This window comes from Ruegeria meonggei, from assembly GCF_042768335.1.
In the GTDB taxonomy this organism is placed as follows: domain Bacteria; phylum Pseudomonadota; class Alphaproteobacteria; order Rhodobacterales; family Rhodobacteraceae; genus Ruegeria; species Ruegeria meonggei.
In genome coordinates, this window is record NZ_JAXHBT010000002.1 from 396395 (window position 1) to 411651 (window position 15257).

General features: G+C 54.0%; 19 protein-coding genes and 1 pseudogene. 13 read left to right on the forward strand and 7 right to left on the reverse strand.

Translation table 11 applies throughout. From position 1 onward, the window contains the following. Positions 1-24 precede the first annotated feature (24 nt). From SJY13_RS21915 to SJY13_RS21940, 6 genes are all read left to right on the forward strand, one after another. Positions 25-276 carry a type II toxin-antitoxin system VapB family antitoxin gene (locus SJY13_RS21915; RefSeq protein WP_377194334.1) on the forward strand — a complete coding sequence of 84 codons (252 nt, stop codon included), beginning with the start codon at positions 25-27 and terminating at the stop codon, positions 274-276. Next, positions 276-692, forward strand: coding sequence for a type II toxin-antitoxin system VapC family toxin (locus SJY13_RS21920; RefSeq protein ID WP_377194336.1), 417 nt, complete (start codon positions 276-278; stop codon positions 690-692). Before SJY13_RS21915 ends, SJY13_RS21920 begins: the two co-directional genes overlap by 1 nt. Beyond that, entirely contained in the window at positions 689-1231 is a 543-nt protein-coding gene (locus SJY13_RS21925) for a hypothetical protein (RefSeq protein WP_377194338.1), read from the forward strand. The genes SJY13_RS21920 and SJY13_RS21925 overlap by 4 nt, the downstream gene beginning before the upstream one ends. Before the next feature lie 652 nt (positions 1232-1883). After that, a complete protein-coding gene (locus SJY13_RS21930) occupies positions 1884-2264 on the forward strand; it encodes a hypothetical protein (protein WP_377194638.1) in 381 nt (126 codons plus the stop codon). Beyond that, entirely contained in the window at positions 2261-4075 is a 1815-nt protein-coding gene (locus tag SJY13_RS21935; RefSeq protein WP_377194340.1) for a relaxase/mobilization nuclease domain-containing protein, read from the forward strand. The genes SJY13_RS21930 and SJY13_RS21935 overlap by 4 nt, the downstream gene beginning before the upstream one ends. Before the next feature lie 324 nt (positions 4076-4399). Next, positions 4400-4735 carry a hypothetical protein gene (locus SJY13_RS21940; protein WP_377194342.1) on the forward strand — a complete coding sequence of 112 codons (336 nt, stop codon included), beginning with the start codon at positions 4400-4402 and terminating at the stop codon, positions 4733-4735. 519 nt (positions 4736-5254) lie between these two features. On the opposite strand, the gene mscL is transcribed toward SJY13_RS21940, so the two are convergent. The 5 genes from mscL to SJY13_RS21965 all read right to left on the reverse strand — a co-directional run bounded on the left by mscL (position 5255) and on the right by SJY13_RS21965 (position 8338). Continuing rightward, positions 5255-5689 (reverse strand): large conductance mechanosensitive channel protein MscL, encoded by a 435-nt coding sequence (gene mscL, locus SJY13_RS21945; protein ID WP_377194344.1) that lies wholly within the window; start codon positions 5687-5689, stop codon positions 5255-5257. Positions 5690-5850: 161 nt separating this feature from the next. After that, positions 5851-6393, reverse strand: a complete 543-nt coding sequence (locus SJY13_RS21950; protein WP_377194346.1) for a hypothetical protein — start codon at positions 6391-6393, stop codon at positions 5851-5853. Between the two features lie 323 nt (positions 6394-6716). Then, entirely contained in the window at positions 6717-7106 is a 390-nt protein-coding gene (locus SJY13_RS21955) for a VOC family protein (protein ID WP_377194348.1), read from the reverse strand. Positions 7107-7373: 267 nt separating this feature from the next. Beyond that, positions 7374-7715 (reverse strand): zinc ribbon domain-containing protein YjdM, encoded by a 342-nt coding sequence (locus tag SJY13_RS21960; RefSeq protein ID WP_377194350.1) that lies wholly within the window; start codon positions 7713-7715, stop codon positions 7374-7376. A 227-nt stretch (positions 7716-7942) separates the two neighbouring features. After that, positions 7943-8338 (reverse strand): RidA family protein, encoded by a 396-nt coding sequence (locus tag SJY13_RS21965; protein WP_377194352.1) that lies wholly within the window; start codon positions 8336-8338, stop codon positions 7943-7945. A gap of 246 nt (positions 8339-8584) precedes the next feature. Between SJY13_RS21965 and SJY13_RS21970 the strand changes: the two genes are divergently transcribed. Further along, on the forward strand, positions 8585-10471 hold the full coding sequence (locus tag SJY13_RS21970; RefSeq protein ID WP_377194354.1) for an adenylate/guanylate cyclase domain-containing protein: 1887 nt from the start codon (positions 8585-8587) through the stop codon (positions 10469-10471). Between the two features lie 153 nt (positions 10472-10624). Here the strand turns inward: SJY13_RS21970 and SJY13_RS21975 are convergent, their stop codons facing one another. Both SJY13_RS21975 and SJY13_RS21980 read right to left on the reverse strand, forming a co-directional pair. Continuing rightward, complete coding sequence (locus SJY13_RS21975; RefSeq protein WP_377194356.1) at positions 10625-11335, reverse strand: IS6 family transposase; 711 nt, start codon at positions 11333-11335, stop codon at positions 10625-10627. Positions 11336-11383: 48 nt separating this feature from the next. Continuing rightward, positions 11384-11479 (reverse strand): annotated as a pseudogene (locus SJY13_RS21980) (IS6 family transposase); the annotation flags it as partial. Between the two features lie 202 nt (positions 11480-11681). Between SJY13_RS21980 and SJY13_RS21985 the strand changes: the two are divergent. From SJY13_RS21985 to SJY13_RS22010, 6 genes are all read left to right on the forward strand, one after another. After that, a complete protein-coding gene (locus tag SJY13_RS21985; protein WP_377194358.1) occupies positions 11682-12053 on the forward strand; it encodes a YciI family protein in 372 nt (123 codons plus the stop codon). Positions 12054-12056: 3 nt separating this feature from the next. Beyond that, entirely contained in the window at positions 12057-13292 is a 1236-nt protein-coding gene (locus SJY13_RS21990; protein WP_377194360.1) for an RNA polymerase sigma factor, read from the forward strand. Positions 13293-13360: 68 nt separating this feature from the next. Then, positions 13361-13747, forward strand: coding sequence for a VOC family protein (locus tag SJY13_RS21995; RefSeq protein ID WP_377194362.1), 387 nt, complete (start codon positions 13361-13363; stop codon positions 13745-13747). A gap of 24 nt (positions 13748-13771) precedes the next feature. Then, positions 13772-14170 (forward strand): MAPEG family protein, encoded by a 399-nt coding sequence (locus SJY13_RS22000; protein WP_377194364.1) that lies wholly within the window; start codon positions 13772-13774, stop codon positions 14168-14170. Between the two features lie 29 nt (positions 14171-14199). Beyond that, complete coding sequence (locus SJY13_RS22005) at positions 14200-14514, forward strand: TfoX/Sxy family protein (RefSeq protein WP_377194366.1); 315 nt, start codon at positions 14200-14202, stop codon at positions 14512-14514. Between the two features lie 12 nt (positions 14515-14526). Further along, positions 14527-15186, forward strand: a complete 660-nt coding sequence (locus SJY13_RS22010; RefSeq protein ID WP_377194368.1) for a DUF2461 domain-containing protein — start codon at positions 14527-14529, stop codon at positions 15184-15186. Positions 15187-15257: the final 71 nt, after the last annotated feature.

Below are 15257 nucleotides of genomic sequence, written 5' to 3' on the forward strand. Positions count from 1 at the left end.
TATACATATGGAAAGCAGGAGGATATGCAAATGCCGCTCTATATTCGAGACGACGCCGTTGATGCGCTGGCCGCTCAGGTAGCAAAAGCCACTGGAGCCAAGAACAAAACTGAAGCTGTTCGCGCGGCTTTGCAAGCACAGCTAGAAGCTGCAAAAAAGAAAAAGCCTCTGATTGAACGCCTTCAGGAGCTTCAGGTAAAGGCCGATACAATTGGTGAGGCCAATCCTGCGTTTGACATGAAGAAATACACTGACGATCTGTGGGAGAACGCCTGATGTTCATCGACGCCTCGGCCATCGTTGCGATCCTGAACCGGGAACCCGGATATGAGGAGATTGTAAAGCGCATCGAGGACCAAAAGCGCGGGCGCTATGTTTCGCCCTTGGTCCGGTTCGAAGCAACCGCCGCACTGGCGCGGTCGCGCTCAGGTGTCACGCGCCCGGATTTCAACCAGCACGAGTTGGCCGAACAGATCGTTGAAACCTTCTGCGACGAGATCGAGGCGCGGAACATCGACATAACCCGGGCCATCGGGCAGCGTGCCAATCTGGCCGCGCGCACCTATGGCAAGATGGTCGGGCACAAAGCCGATCTGAACTTCGGGGATTGCTTCGCCTACGCTTGTGCGCAGGCTTACAATTCCCGGCTCATTTACAAGGGCGATGACTTCGCCAAAACGGATATGGCATGATCAAAGAAAGCACACCGGCAACCATCGAAAAAGCCACCCGCCGCGTCTGGAAGTCCGCGCAGATGTTTGTCGGATTTCACAAAGACCAGAGCGGGCAACAGCGGGACCAGGCGAAACTCTGGCCGCCCAAGAATGGCAGTGCGGGCATTCATGACGACCCTGGGACGCAAGAGGCCATCGTTGTCGTGAAGGCCGCCGATCCCAAGTGTGCTCGGGACGTTGAAATCAAACTGCACCCGAACCGGATTGTGGTGCGGCGCGATGCTGAAATGTGGTGGCAGGGTGTTGCCGTGGATGATGAGACTGTCCATGTCCGAATGGCTGATGGCACCACGATCGTCATTGGATATGACGGCTCCGTAAAGCGCCGGTCTGCTGATGATGAAACCCATGTTGAAGCGGATGGGAGTATTTTCAAACTCACCGCACATGCCGAGTCCCACATGACGGGCGATGGCGTAGAACTGACACGTCGCACCGAGGGTCGCATTGCGGCGATCACTGCTGATGGTGTTGTTGATCGGTCGCGCAGAGGTTAGCATAGGTTTAATACCTTCAGACTTTCCTTCGATAAAACTTATGGCCCACTTCGGTGGGTCTTTCTTTTGGCTGATGAACTGGCGTCAATGTCCTAGTGTTGTCCCTTGGCATCTGGGGCTTGCGCCCCACTTGCCAGCGCGACTGGTTGCTTCGCTTTGATAGCCGACATGGCGACCGGAACGACCCAGACTTGTTGCACCTGATCGTCCCAGTGTAGATTGAGTCCGTCTGTTAACCTGACCCGCGCGCAAGTCGGCCTCGCTGCGACCGCGCCACCGGACCCAGCCACACCCGCCACCTTAGCGGCGGGAAATTGAGCGCGCTGAGGCGCGCGGAAAATGCCATAATGATCTTGAACGTGCCGGTAAGTGGCGCGCGCTGTCCGTGCAGCCCATGCTTTGCTTGATTGCCCTGCGCCAGTCCACCGGCACCCACGCCGGGAAAAGGGGCGGGACCCTTTTCCCGGCGTGGAGATTGCCTCCAAGAGCAAATTTGTTCCGGGGGCAATTTGAGAAAATACGGATTTCTAAAATCACCCCCGGTTTCATCTTGGAGAGTATGACAGGATAAGGTAGTTGTGTTACAAATCAAAAATACAACCTAAGGTATACATTGAACAAGCCCGCCGATACCACTGTCTTTTCCGTCCGTTTGCCAGTGGATGCGCTGGAGCGTCTGGAAGCGGCCGTGGACGCGCTCGGTGCGAAAAGCCGCAACCAGATCATCCAGCGACTGATCTATCGGTTGATCGGATATCTCGACCCAGACCCGGCTGTTGTGGATGTCTGGCAAAAGCATCTGCGTCAGGTTCAAGGGGGCTACACCAACCTCAATCAGCTTGCGAAGTCGGCGAAACGAGGCGCTGTCATTTGGGCAGATGACGACCGGCGCGATGTCGAAAACCTGCATCGCGCGATCATCCAGCAGCGCCAGGATCTAAAGGCGTTGATCAAGGCAGCGCGCCGAAACCGGGAACCGGAATCTGCCATTCGCCGGATCCTGCGTGAAGACGATCGGAGCACTGAAGAATGACTGCTCCGTCACTTGATCTTACAGTTGGAGATCTGTTTGAGCTCGCGTTCCGCGAAGCTCAAAAGGGGGTCGATGAGTCCAAGCGCATCAGTCAACAGTTGCAGACTGCCAAGCGCATGAAGTTCATGATCTCGCGCGCATCATCCATCGAAGCGCGGCTTGGTGCCGTGGTTGGAAAGCCTGAAGCGGTTGTGAAACACGTCCGCAAAGGTGGGGTGAAGAGCGCCAGGGAGTTGCGCCGCCAAGTCAATTACCTGACCGTCAGGGCTGAGGGTGTTCTGGACATTCGGGACAATGGTGTGACGCCCCTCGATGCGGATCAGGTGAGCGACTTGATCGAGAGTTGGGCGGATGATTTCAACGGCAAAACAAACTTTGGCTACACCCGTCACATGATCGTTTCTTTTCCCGAAGGGACCTATCCGGACGCTGCGCATCACGCCGGTTTGGAGTTCGCTGATCGGGTGTTTGGTGGCGGCGAGTTCAGCGATACATGGGATTATTTGACGGTGTTCCACAACGACACTGACAACCCTCATGTCCACATCGTTGTGAACAACCGCGGCGTCGAACATCGTCAATGGCTCGCCATGGGTATGACCAGCGAAATGAACATCGACCGCCTGCGGTCAATTCAGGTCGAAGTTGCAGAACAGTTTGGGATCGAGCTGGCCGCCACCACCCGCCTTGAGCGGGGTTTGCGCCATGAAGTTCCCACCGACACATGGCAGGTCCAGGCCGGAATGTCGGTGGTCGAAAGCACCCCTGAAATCGAAGCAAAGGCCCGTGACGCGGCCGCCGATGTGATGGCCCTGTCCATCGCTCGTATGTCGGATCTGTTTGATGAGCGCGCCAACGCCATCAGCGAAAAGATCGAAGAGTTTGCCATCCAACTCATAGAAGGAGACACCCCTGTGGTCTCAAAAATGGAACACCTATTGGATCAAGCCCACCATTTTGATGACTACGGAGAACCAGACGACCCGTCTTATGTCTCTCCGGAGCTGATGAAAGGCTTGCGCCAGCATGTCGATTTGGGAGGTGATCTGGAAACAATTGATCCGGACTTAAGAACCCGTGTCGTCGACCACATCGCCCAGGTTCGGGACAATGAACAAAGCCACCCGCACATCTCAGCCCTGGCCGATATCGCGGATTACAAGGACTTCCAGACCTCCAACGATTATGTCACCGGGCCCAGTCGCTATGCCCAATACATGCAAGATCAACTTGGTGAAGATGTCTTTGTCAAACTTGAGGAGCAAACCACCGACGTCCTGAAATCCATAGAAAGTATGGAAGGTCTCGCACATGAGGTTGAGAACCCGCATCTACGAGCTTCAATGGATGTACGCATCGGTGAGTTGAAAGGTGAAGTTGCTGATCTTCGCCCGTACGACGCGGACTTGCAGGCGTTCACCATCGAGGACAACCGCTACACCAACACCATGAGCGCTGCCGAGCTTGATGCATTGGACCCGACAGAGGCCGAAAAGTGGCTGGCAGTGCGGGAAGAGATTATGGAGACCGCCAACAGTTATGGGCTCAACGGTGACACGTTCCTGGCCCGGTACAACGGTCATGAGAACGTGCCGCTTGGTACAACAATGACATGGCGGAGTGAGGATATTTCAACTGCTGCCGCCCACTTCAGCATTCAAGGTGTTCCGGACAGCTACCAGCGGGCCGAGGCTGTTGTCGGCGAACTGCACCAGGTTGCATCGCGCAGGGTTGCTGAGGTCGTACAGGAAATTGCCCACGTGCGCGAGCAAGCGGCTCACACCCACGAAGATGACGGGCACAGCCTATGACAGAAATGTTGACCGATGGATCAACTGCTTGACCGATTTACCGCCTCTCCTGCACCACTTTCGCTGATGAGGGGTAGATTGTACGGCTCGAAAGCTGCCCGTTCGGATCGAGCACAAGCTAGCGGTAAGCGGCGAGTCCTTGGCTCGTTTCTCGAACGTTCGTTTGTGATAACTGACCTTCGTCGCGCACGGCATGAATTGGAAAGACGCGGACAAATTGTGCTTTCGCCGCAAATGCACCAAGGTCTACTTTCCTTGTTCCACAAAGTCGGTCTGTGATGCTATGAACTCATTTTAGTGCAAAAAGCCGGAGCGAAGCGTCTAATGAAGGAAGGTTTTACGCCACTTATCTTTGGGCTGGTGATGGTCTCGTTTGCAGCGATTTTTTGGCAAATTGACGCAAGACAAAGCCACGAAACCGAATTGTTAGCATCGGAAGTTGAATTGTTCTTGGAAGACCATAGAGCCGAAAGTTCCAGCCACTACACAGTTTACCAGAAAGCTCGACAGCTTCATAACTTAACACAAAGCCCAAATAGAATACTTCTTGTCATACTCTCATTGATAATAGCGGTGCAGTTTTTTTCTGCTTTCGTCAGGAACTCTAAAGGGCAGGTGATTGCTCAAAAATTCACTGAGATGTGGACTTGGCGGCCATAATTCTCACGGCCGCTCCAACTTTCCTTCAAAGCTGACATTGAAGTTGCGCGCAGCATTGCACACTTTGGGCTCATTTGCCTCTTTCGCGGCGCAACGCATGTATGGCCGGTTCGGGAGAAACGACCTTCGCTGCGCCACGCTCGAACTGGTAAGATGCGGACAATTCCGCCATTCAGTTATTGCGCTTCGCTGACGCAGCATTTGTTCGCGGCTGCGGCACATTTTTCGCCGCGTTGAAGCCGATGTCGTCAGTCCGGTCATTGGCGAGCGTAGTTTAGACTGGAATCGAGACCGCACTTTCGCTGCAACCTGGCCCGACAAACAAGACGCGGACAAAGTGTGAATTCGCTGCAGATACGCGAAGGTCTGCATTGCGGTCGGCCACCGGATCAATGGATGATGGCGAGCAGGGGCCGGTTGGCCTGTGATATGCCAGCTAGGCTGTAGGCGTAAAAACTACCAACTGACAAAAAATGCCCACCGAAGAGGCAGGCCTTTGTTTGTCTTTAGTGGTGAAGATCAGGCGTTCGCTTTGAGCGCGTCGCGGATTTCGGCCAGCAGTTCTTCTGCTGTTGGGCCCTTGGGCTCTACTGGTGCTTCTTCTTCGGCTTTGGTGGCGGCTTCTTTGATCTTGTTGACCTGACGTACCAGCATGAACACCACAAATGCGATGATCAGGAAGTTGATGATCGCCATGATGAAGGCACCATAGGCAAAGATCGACCCGCCAGTTTCACGCGCAGCTTCAAGCGACAGTCCTTCGACCACATCACCACCAAGAACGGCGTAGTTATTGGTGAAGTCAACGCCACCCGACACAAGGCCGATGATTGGGTTGATCAGATCGCCGACAAGGGATGTCACGATGGCGGTAAAGGCTGCACCGATGATGATACCAACGGCCATGTCCATGACATTGCCTTTGGCGATGAAATCTTTAAATTCGTTTAGCATAGTGTCCCCACGTGTTGTAATTGGCTGGCGCGTAAGTCTGGTGCCTACTGCGCGAGTGAGCACAGCTAATCCTAAATTAACCAACAGTGCTAAGGGTTTTATTCCAAGGTTTTCCCCTTACGACTTGAGGTCAGCAACGCGGACTAAGCAGACATCTATCCTCAATGAATGTCGTTCTGGTGTGCGGGAACACTTGGTACATCTATCGCCAAGGAACTGACCCATTTGCATTCGTGGCCGTTACGCGCAGCGATGATCCGGTCTTCAACATGACTTGCCTCCCAAACAGCAACGCATTCCAATTCAAGGCACTCGCTCAGAAGCGCTGGCCGTTCCCAGCCATGCTCAGCAAAGTCTGAATGATAAAGCGAAAGAGCTCCGGAAATTTTGTCCTGCTTGAAACGGTAATCTTCTTTCATCACATCACTTCGAGGTTCAACCCGGCCAACTTTCAGCCAAAAACCTCTGCTAATAACGTCACGATAGACCAAGGACTTGAACAATATCGGCAGGTGAATCAAATCTTCGATTGCCGGGCGTTCTGAGAAATATCCTTCAAAAACCGCGACGAAATACTCTTCCCCAAGTTGCCCATATGCCCAACAGTTTTCAGCTATTGGAATCTCAACCAACGCCCCAGCTTGCCAGCGCTGCCGTTTAGTTGCTTGGCCTCTTTGTGCTCGTAGAAAGTTACTCGTGCCCATGCTTTGTGCATCGCACGCTGAGCACCTATTCTCAATGTCAAAGAAGGGCTCAAACCGGTCATCTGACGGTTTCGGTAGGACATCGTGCCGGTTCAGACGGCAGCAAGGTCGGCTGAGCGGACGAAGTGAGCTTGCGCTGCGTCTGCGCCAATGGCTGCATTGCCGCTAGCAGTAATGCTACGCTTGACACGTCTATAGCCCCAGTACGCAGCAACGCGGCAAAGCCATCATCACCACTCTTTTTCAGGGCAGAGACAAAACGGCACACTCACACTCTCTCAATGCGGTGAGGATGTGAGAGTGCCGAACGCCATTGGCCACGATCAGCCTGCATCACCAAAATAGACGAAGCTCATCTTGTTGCCATCAAGATCACGGATATATGCTCCGTAAAAATCAGGCCCATATTGCGGACGCGGCCCCGGCTCCCCCTCATTGGTGCCACCAGCAGAGAGTGCCGCTGCATGGGCCGCTTGCACTTCGGCCTCATTTTCACATAGCAAACCAACCATATTACCATTACCCGGCGTTGCTGCTTCCTTATTAAATGGTGGCGTTACCCAAATCCGCCCGCCGCCACGCAGGCCATAGCAAAACCCATGGGGCATGAATTCCATGACCACCGTTCCACCAACTATGGGTAAGACGGCATCAAAATAAGCCCTTGCCTTTGCTACATCGTTGGAACCGATCATTACATAATTTAGGGACATTGTACGCCTCGTCTAAAATAAAGAACATATAGGGAACACATGGCATCCCATCGGTTATAGCACAACCCCCGATATAACCGGTCTGGATTGGGATCTGTGCCGAAAAAACTATGCTTTCCCACGCCTCTTGATGAGGTAACGGAATTTGTCAGAGCGGTTTGCAGTACGATGCTTTCGAAGTTGAAGTGAGCGACAGCGCTCTAGGTGCGGGTGTTTCAATCACCCAGACACCAGAACTTCTCAGCTACGACGTTCACAGATCGAACTTTACCCGAACACCTTTTTCACAAATTGGGATTTCAGGCTAATTGGACCTATCCCAGGCACCTTGCAATCGATGTCGTGGTCACCGTCGACCAACCGGATTCCTCGGACCTTGGTTCCGACCTTAATGACGGAAGACGTTCCCTTGAGTTTCAGGTCTTTGACAACAGTCACAGTGTCTCCGTCACTTAATGCGTTGCCCACGCTATCAAGCACCTCCGCAGCGTCGTCAGATGACGAACCGGCGACCCATTCATACGCACACTCTGGGCAGATAAGCAGGGCATCCATTTGGTAAGTGTAGGTAGAGGAACATTCGGGGCACGGAGGCAAAGTTTCAGTCATAACACAGCCAATAGCCTGTGAACCAAATGGACGCCAGAAGGAGATAACCCTTCCGTCTTGGGTTTAAGGACAGTCGAAAACAGCAACTTCCTAGAACGGATCCAAGGTTGTCGGACTTTGAGCCCCCGAGCCGCCTTTGCCGAGCAATTTGTTCGATCTCGGATTGAAGAGCTAGAGCTAAGCGCACAACCCGAACCTGCGAGACGATCTGCTTCGAGCATGTAGCCCTAGCCTTCGGACACGGCAGTTAAGTTCATCGTAAGCAGAGCGCCTGATTTTGGCAGATCAACAACAGCAATTGCGGTACGGGCAGGTTTCCTTGCGCCCATTTTGCTAACGTAGGCTGTGTTCATTTCCTCAAAATCTCTCATATCTTTCAAGAAGACATTGATGTGGATAACATGAGAAAGATCAGAGCCGACCGAACTCAACATAATCTCAAAAGAATCAAGGATCTGGAGAGTTTGCGCGGCAGCATTTGGTCCAGCAAGTCGGCCTGTCACAGGATCGACGCCAGCCACCGCTCCGATAGTTATGAAATGGCCGACTTTCGCAATGTGACTGTATGGCCCGATTGGCTTCATGGTATTTGGAGGTGTGGAAAACTGGATTATGCCGGTCATGCCAAGGACTCCTTTGCATTGAATTGATTCAGCCAATTAGGCTTACCCACCCAAACTAAGCTGGCAGGACATCAATGTCGCGGCGATTAAAGAAGCAGGATTACGAAGAGCCCTAGACCATCCCTGTCGTCGGGAGCTTTGGTTATGCAGAAAGTCTCGAACAGCCCTAAGCAGCCACGCGGACTAATTTATAGATTAGCATTTACATACAGGTTAAGCTCTCGCAATCAATGATTGGAAGCGGTGATGGCGGAGGGAGAAGTAACGCGCAGATTGGCCGCCATTGTCGCTGCTGATGTCGCCAGCTACAGCCGGTTAATGGGGGAAGACGAGGAAGCGACGCTTACGGCTATACGTTCTCATCGAACGGAACTAATTGATCCCAAAATAGCTGAATTCAACGGTCGCATTGCAAATACAGCAGGCGATAGCCTCCTCATCGAGTTTCCAAGCGTCATTGCAGCGCTGCGTTGTTCGCAGGATATTCAGCAGCACGTTCTGGAACGCAACGCGGATATTTCCAAAGATCGCCGGATCGAATACCGCATCGGCATCAATATCGGTGACGTTATGGAGCTGGACGGCGATCTCTTTGGCGATGGTATCAATGTTGCGGCGCGAATCGAAGCATTGGCCGACCCGGGGGGAATATGCCTTTCCCGAGCAGCGCGAGATCAAGTGCGGGATCGAATGGAGGTCACGCTCGAAGATTTGGGCGAGGTTGAGGTAAAGAACATTGTGCGTTCAGTTCGGGTTTTCCGCGTGCGGGGCGAAGGAGAAAGTCCGGCCGCATCGGTGAAACAAAAAAGGCAGACACTGACAACGTCCAAAATCATCGCTGTTGCCGCCGCGATGCTGATCGCTGTCGTCGCAAGTACCGGCCTTTGGTGGTGGCAACCATGGGTCGAGAGAGTGGATGCAGCTCGACCAGACCGTTTCGCCCATCCACTGCCTGATCGTCCATCTATCGCGATAATGCCGTTCGAAAATCTCTCTAACGACCCGAAGCAAGAATATATCACGGATGGCTTTACCGAAGATTTGATCACCAATGTCGCTCAATCTAAAGATCTGTTTGTCATCGCCCGCAACTCTACGTTCAGCTACAAGGGGCGCAAGGTGATGATACGCCAGATCGCCGAGGAGCTCGGAGTTCGCTACGTCGCCGTCGGATCGATACGGCGGATCGGCGAGAATATGCGTATTACCGCGCAGTTGATTGATGCAGCTAATGGCGCTCATGTCTGGGCAAAGCGGTACGACGAACCGATGTCCAAACTGTTCGAATTACAGGACGAGTTAAGTCGGGAAATTGCCGGTGCTCTCTTGGCGAGCGTTGGCAAGGCCGATCTTGCCAAGGCATCTAAGAAGCAACCCAAAGACCATTCAGCATATGACTATGTGCTTCGCGCGCGTGCGCAATTTTCATTGGCCAGCCAGGAAACGAATTCGCAAGCTCGCAGGTTCGCAGAGCAAGCCATCGCCATCGATCCTGACTATGCTCCCGCTTACGCCATTCTTGGCGACACGTTCAGTATTGCCTACATACTTCAGTGGGAGGGACCGGACGCCTTGGAACGCGCCTATGTCGCGGCGCTAAAGGCGGTCGAATTGGATCCTCTGTCGTCTGCAGCGCATTCGTTGCTGGGACGGGTTTTCCTACGTCGCCGACAATATGACGATGCTTTAGCGACCCATAAGAGGTCGGTCGCACTTAACCCGAACCGCGCCGTTAGTTATGCCTTCCTCGCGGACACGTTGACATTCATGGGCCAAGCGGACGAGGCTGTCGACTCGATACTCACAGCCATGCGCCTCGATCCGTTTTATCCGGTCCTCTTCGATCTTTACCTCGGTCGGGCCTATTACTTTTCCAAACAGTACGATAAGGCGGCTGCACAGCTCCGGACCTGCGTTGTGCGCGCGCCGAAGTTTCGACCGTGTTACATGTTCTTGGCGCCTACATACGCCGAGCTAGGGGATCAGGTCGAGGCGCAACGCACTGTCGAAACGCTGCTGAAGATTGCGCCTAAATTCTCGATCAGCAAATCGGTGCAGAAGCACCTGCCCTTCGTTCCCTCAGCAATGCAGTTCTATATCGGCGGGCTTCGCAAGGCGGGTGTGCCTGAGTAATTCGGCGTGGCGAAAAAATACGCGAAATGGTGGCATCACCAAAGTGAAGCGAATTTCCGTTTCTGGTGCATTGCTGCCGCAGAGATCAAGCGCAGCATTCGGGGTATTGCCAAGTTGATGACCAGAGCATGAGAGGTATTGGCGAAGACAGGATCAAGCGGTCATTTCTGCGGTGTAATCGTCCCAGAGGTTGAATGCGTCGGAACGAGCGTGGCGGTATGAGTTTGCGGTGAGTTGATATCGGCGGGGGCGGAAGACCAGGTTGATTTGGTCATGCGCAGACAGAAATCTCTGAGCCTGTAGGTGAGACTTGAACCGGCCCATTATCTTTTCTCGTTTGCGGGTCGGTCGGTGCGACACTTCGATAGCGTTATTAAGACCTTTGTGGGCACGATGGTCAGCCTCCGGTGCCAGTATTTTGATCGGCTTGATATAGCTGCGCAATTTGTCGGTGATGACGACCCTGGGTTCGCCAAATTTGGCAACCAGCCCGTTGAAAAAGCGCTTTGCAGCTTTAGCATTCCGTCGCGTTTGCACGAGAATGTCGAGCGCGTCGCCATTTGCGGCGATAGCGCGCCACAACCAGTGTTTCTTGCCACCGATCATGATAACGACTTCGTCCATGTGCCACTTGTCATTCGGCCGTGGACGATCCCGCTTGATGCAATCTGCGAAGTGTTGGCCAAAGCGATTGATCCATAGCCGAACTGCTTCCCGGCTGACGATAACGCCGCGCGCAGCCAACAGATCCTCGACGTCAGCTGTGCTCAACGCAAAGCGATGGTAGGCCCAAACCGCGTAAGCAATGATCTCACGAGGAAAGCGAAAACCCTTCAGGCGTGGCATGATCGTTGGGATGTTCATTCGCGCGACATAGCTGGATCACTCAGCCTGAACAACTTGGCAATACCCTTCCAGGTCGCGGTAAGAGACGCCATAGTGAACGTAGAAATAGACCGCAAACAGGATCACAGATTTCGGGTAGTGTGCACCTTTGAAGTCGATCATTGGGCATTCCTAAACGTTGTCTAAGACCAACCAGCCATTGAATCAAACCGCGCGAAGGCGCAACACGTCGACCAAAGTTTGCGACAGAGCCGCGTCTCGGTGTTCCAAGTGGCTATCTTACGATCTTGCATTGTGGATCAGTTGTCGGATTTGCATGTCCTCGCGCGTCCTTGCACCATGTGAATGAAGCATGGAGGCGAAAATGATATACGCAATCACGATTTATGGGGAGCCGGGCGTGTTCGAAGCGCTGCCCAAAGATCGCCAGGACGAAGTGATGTCTGGCCACGGTGCGCTTCAATCGGCGCTATCAGAGCGCGGGGAGTTCGTGTCAATGAAGCTGATGCCGCCGACTTCTGCCGTGATGGTCGAGCCCGCTCCAACCGAAGGCTCAGCACCATTGATCACCGACGGTCCATTCGCCGAGACCAAGGAGAATTTCCTTGGGTTTTATGCTGCTGAATTCGAAGACCTTGATGAGGCACTGGAATATGCAACAATGATCTCATCCCCTGTTGCAAGGCTTGAGGTGCGACCGGTAGCCTGGGCTGGCGGTGTGATCTCGCCGGAATAGGATATGTCGGACTGGCTCGAGGCCACTTTCACTCTGCACCGACCGCGTGCGCTAGCAGCTCTGACTCGGATGTTTCGGGACATCGATATGGCTGAAGAGGCGTTTGCCGACGCCTGCCTGAAAGCGCTGACAGTCTGGCCAAATGATGGTGCACCTCGTGACCCGTTAGCATGGTTACTGACGACTGCACGAAATTCAGGCCTTGATCAGGTGCGCAAATCACAACGCCGCGCCGCAATCCTGTCGCGTCATATAGAGGAGTTGAAACCGATACCTGCGGAACCCCCGGATCCTGACGAAATGCGCGATGACGTTTTGCGGCTTCTTTTCATCTGCTGCCATCCGGAACTCAACCGGCGGGATCAGATTGCAATTGCGCTGCGCGTGGTCCTGGGGTTGAGCGTAGACGAAATCGCGAGCGGATTTCTCATTAAGCCCAAGACTATGGAACAGCGGATCACCCGTGCCAAAAAGAAGATAGCGAGCAATCCGGTTGCCTTTGAAACACCCAGTCCGGCTGAGCGGGGTGCGCGCTTGGGAGAAGTTTCTCTGATGGTTTACTTGATGTTTAGCGAAGGGTGGTCAACCTCGGCCGGTCCAAAGCAAATAAAGCTTACCTTGTGTGAAGAGGCAATCCGTTTGGCCCGTCTGCTTGCGGCACTGTTTCCGGCGATGGGGGAACAGGCCGCCTTGCTGGCCTTATTGCTGTTTCAACACGCGCGGCGACATGCGCGCATTGATCCAGAAGGCAAGCTTGTCGCGTTGGACGATCAGGATCGCAGTCTTTGGGATCGTGCGACCATCGCCGAGGCGACCGGGCTTTTGCAAAAGGCCCAGCGGATAGGACATCATGGTGTCTATATCATTCAGACTGCAATCGCAGCGACCCATGCCCATGCGGCCTCGGTTGATGACACAGACTGGTCATCGATTGAAAGTCACTACGCTGCCCTTTACGCTTTGCAGCCAACGCCTGTCGTCCGACTTAACCAGATTGCGGTTCAAGCCAAGCTCCATGGCCCGCATTATGCGCTGAAAGCGATGGTACCTCTGGAACAGGATTTGTCTGCGTATCGCTGGTTCCATGCAATGCGCGGCGGGCTTTTGCAAGAAACAGGTGACCACCATGCCGCGATTGCTGCTTTCGAAACGGTGATGACGCTCAGACCAACCGCGCCCGAACGTGTTGCGATTAATGAAAAGATTGAGATCAGCCAAGAAAGTTTGCGCGACGTGTAGGGATTGCTGGATATCGCGCGTCCTTGGATCAGACCCGTATGTGTCGGGCGTAACCAAAGGAGATGCCCATGAGTATTTTAGAAATGACCACCATCGGAAACTCAGGCTGGATCGGACATTCTGGCCCAGATCAGGGCAAAGCCAAAGCGTTTTATCAGGAGGTGCTTGGCTGGACGATCAACGACATGCCCATGCAGGACGGGTCGAGCTATTCTGCTGCTGTTGTAGGCGAAACCGCAATTGGAGGCTTTTCCCCGATGCCAGAGGATAACGGTAGCTGGACGATCTTTTTTACCGTGGCAGACGTGGACGCTAGTGTCGCCAAAGCTGAGGCCAAAGGTGCGGCGATTGTTCAGCCTGCTACCGATATGCCAGGGGTCGGCCGTATGGCCACTCTGACTGATCCGCAAGGGGCTCGGTTCGCATTGATCACTTACGAAAGTATGTCGTCTTAAGCGCGTTCAGAAAGGAGGCATAACATGGAACAGTTTCCGCAGATCGCGCTGGTCGTCACAGCCATTTTTGTTTTGATGAGCATTCCGATGGCGATTGCCGTCGGCGTGCGTCGCACCAAGACTGGGATTTCCTTGCTTCACGGTGAGGATGAAAGCTTGTTGCGGCTGATGCGGGCGCATGGGAACTTCATCGAATACGTGCCGCTTGCGCTGCTGGCCCTAGCAGGAGCTGAAATCGCGGGAACTGCACCCAGGCTGGTCGCTGCCTGCGGTGGCGTGCTGCTGCTTGCCCTCCTCATTCACTATTTCAGCCTCAGCACTTCGGTGAATGGCAAGGGGCGCGCGGTTGGGGCGGCGCTCACGACTATGGCAATGCTGGTGCTTGCGCTTGCGATCCTTTGGCAGTTTTGGATCGGCAACTGATGCCGGTTGATGAAACACTCAACGTCCGCATGCGTGACGCTCTGGCCGCGCATGTGGGCATCTCCGAAAAGCGGATGATGGGCGGCCTGTGCTTCTTTTTGAACGGCAACATGCTTTGTGGTGCGCGCAGACATCAGGATGGCGTGGGTCGGTTCATGTTCAGGGTGGGAAAGGTGAACGAGTCCACGGCATTGCAGGACCCCACGGCCCGCGCTGTGATTCACGGAACCCGAAGACTGGGTGGTTTTGTCCGGGTGGACGAAACAGACTGCGATGGTGCCGCGTTGAAGCGTTGGCTGCACCTGTGCCTTGAACACGCCGCGGCGCTGCCAAGGAAAAGCTGAACGGAGGAATTCATGGCCCAGTTTGATTGTTTTTCGCCTGCGGCGGTTGGCTTCCTGCAAGACCTGAAAGCGAATAATACGAAAGATTGGTTTGCAGCGAACAAAGCGGTCTATGAAACCCACCTGAAAACGCCCAGCAAGCTGTTCGCCGATGACATGGCACTAGCCCTGGGTGATCTCACCGGGCAGGTTCACAGTAGCAAAATCTTTCGGATTTACCGCGATGTTCGGTTCTCCAAGGACAAGACACCCTACAACGCACATCTGCACCTTGCGTTCACGCCGACGGGGCAGGTGGCTCAGCCACCAATGTGGTTCTTTGGGCTCTCTCCCGAAAAGCTGTCCCTCGGTTGCGGGGTTTTTCAGTATGAAAAAGGATCGTTGGACGCATTCCGCGACGCCATGGTGGGACCCTCGGGGGCAGAGTTAATGCAGACCACCACAGAGTTGCGAGAACGGGGTTACAGGATCGGTGAGCCGGAGTTGAAGCGCGTTCCCTCCGGGTTTGACAAAGACCACCCCCTTGAAGAAGCGTTGCGGCGCAAGGGCTTTGCAGTTTGGATGGATACCGAGACCCCAGCCTTTGTCTTAAAGTCGAATCTGACGGAACGAACAACCGCCGAGTTCGCCAAGCTGATGCCGGTGTTTCAACTGCTTTCCCGGATCAAGTGACCCCACTATTGCGAACGCAGCGAATGGCGGCTTTGACAGGCGCACCGCAACGGTTCTGTCGCAATCTTCAC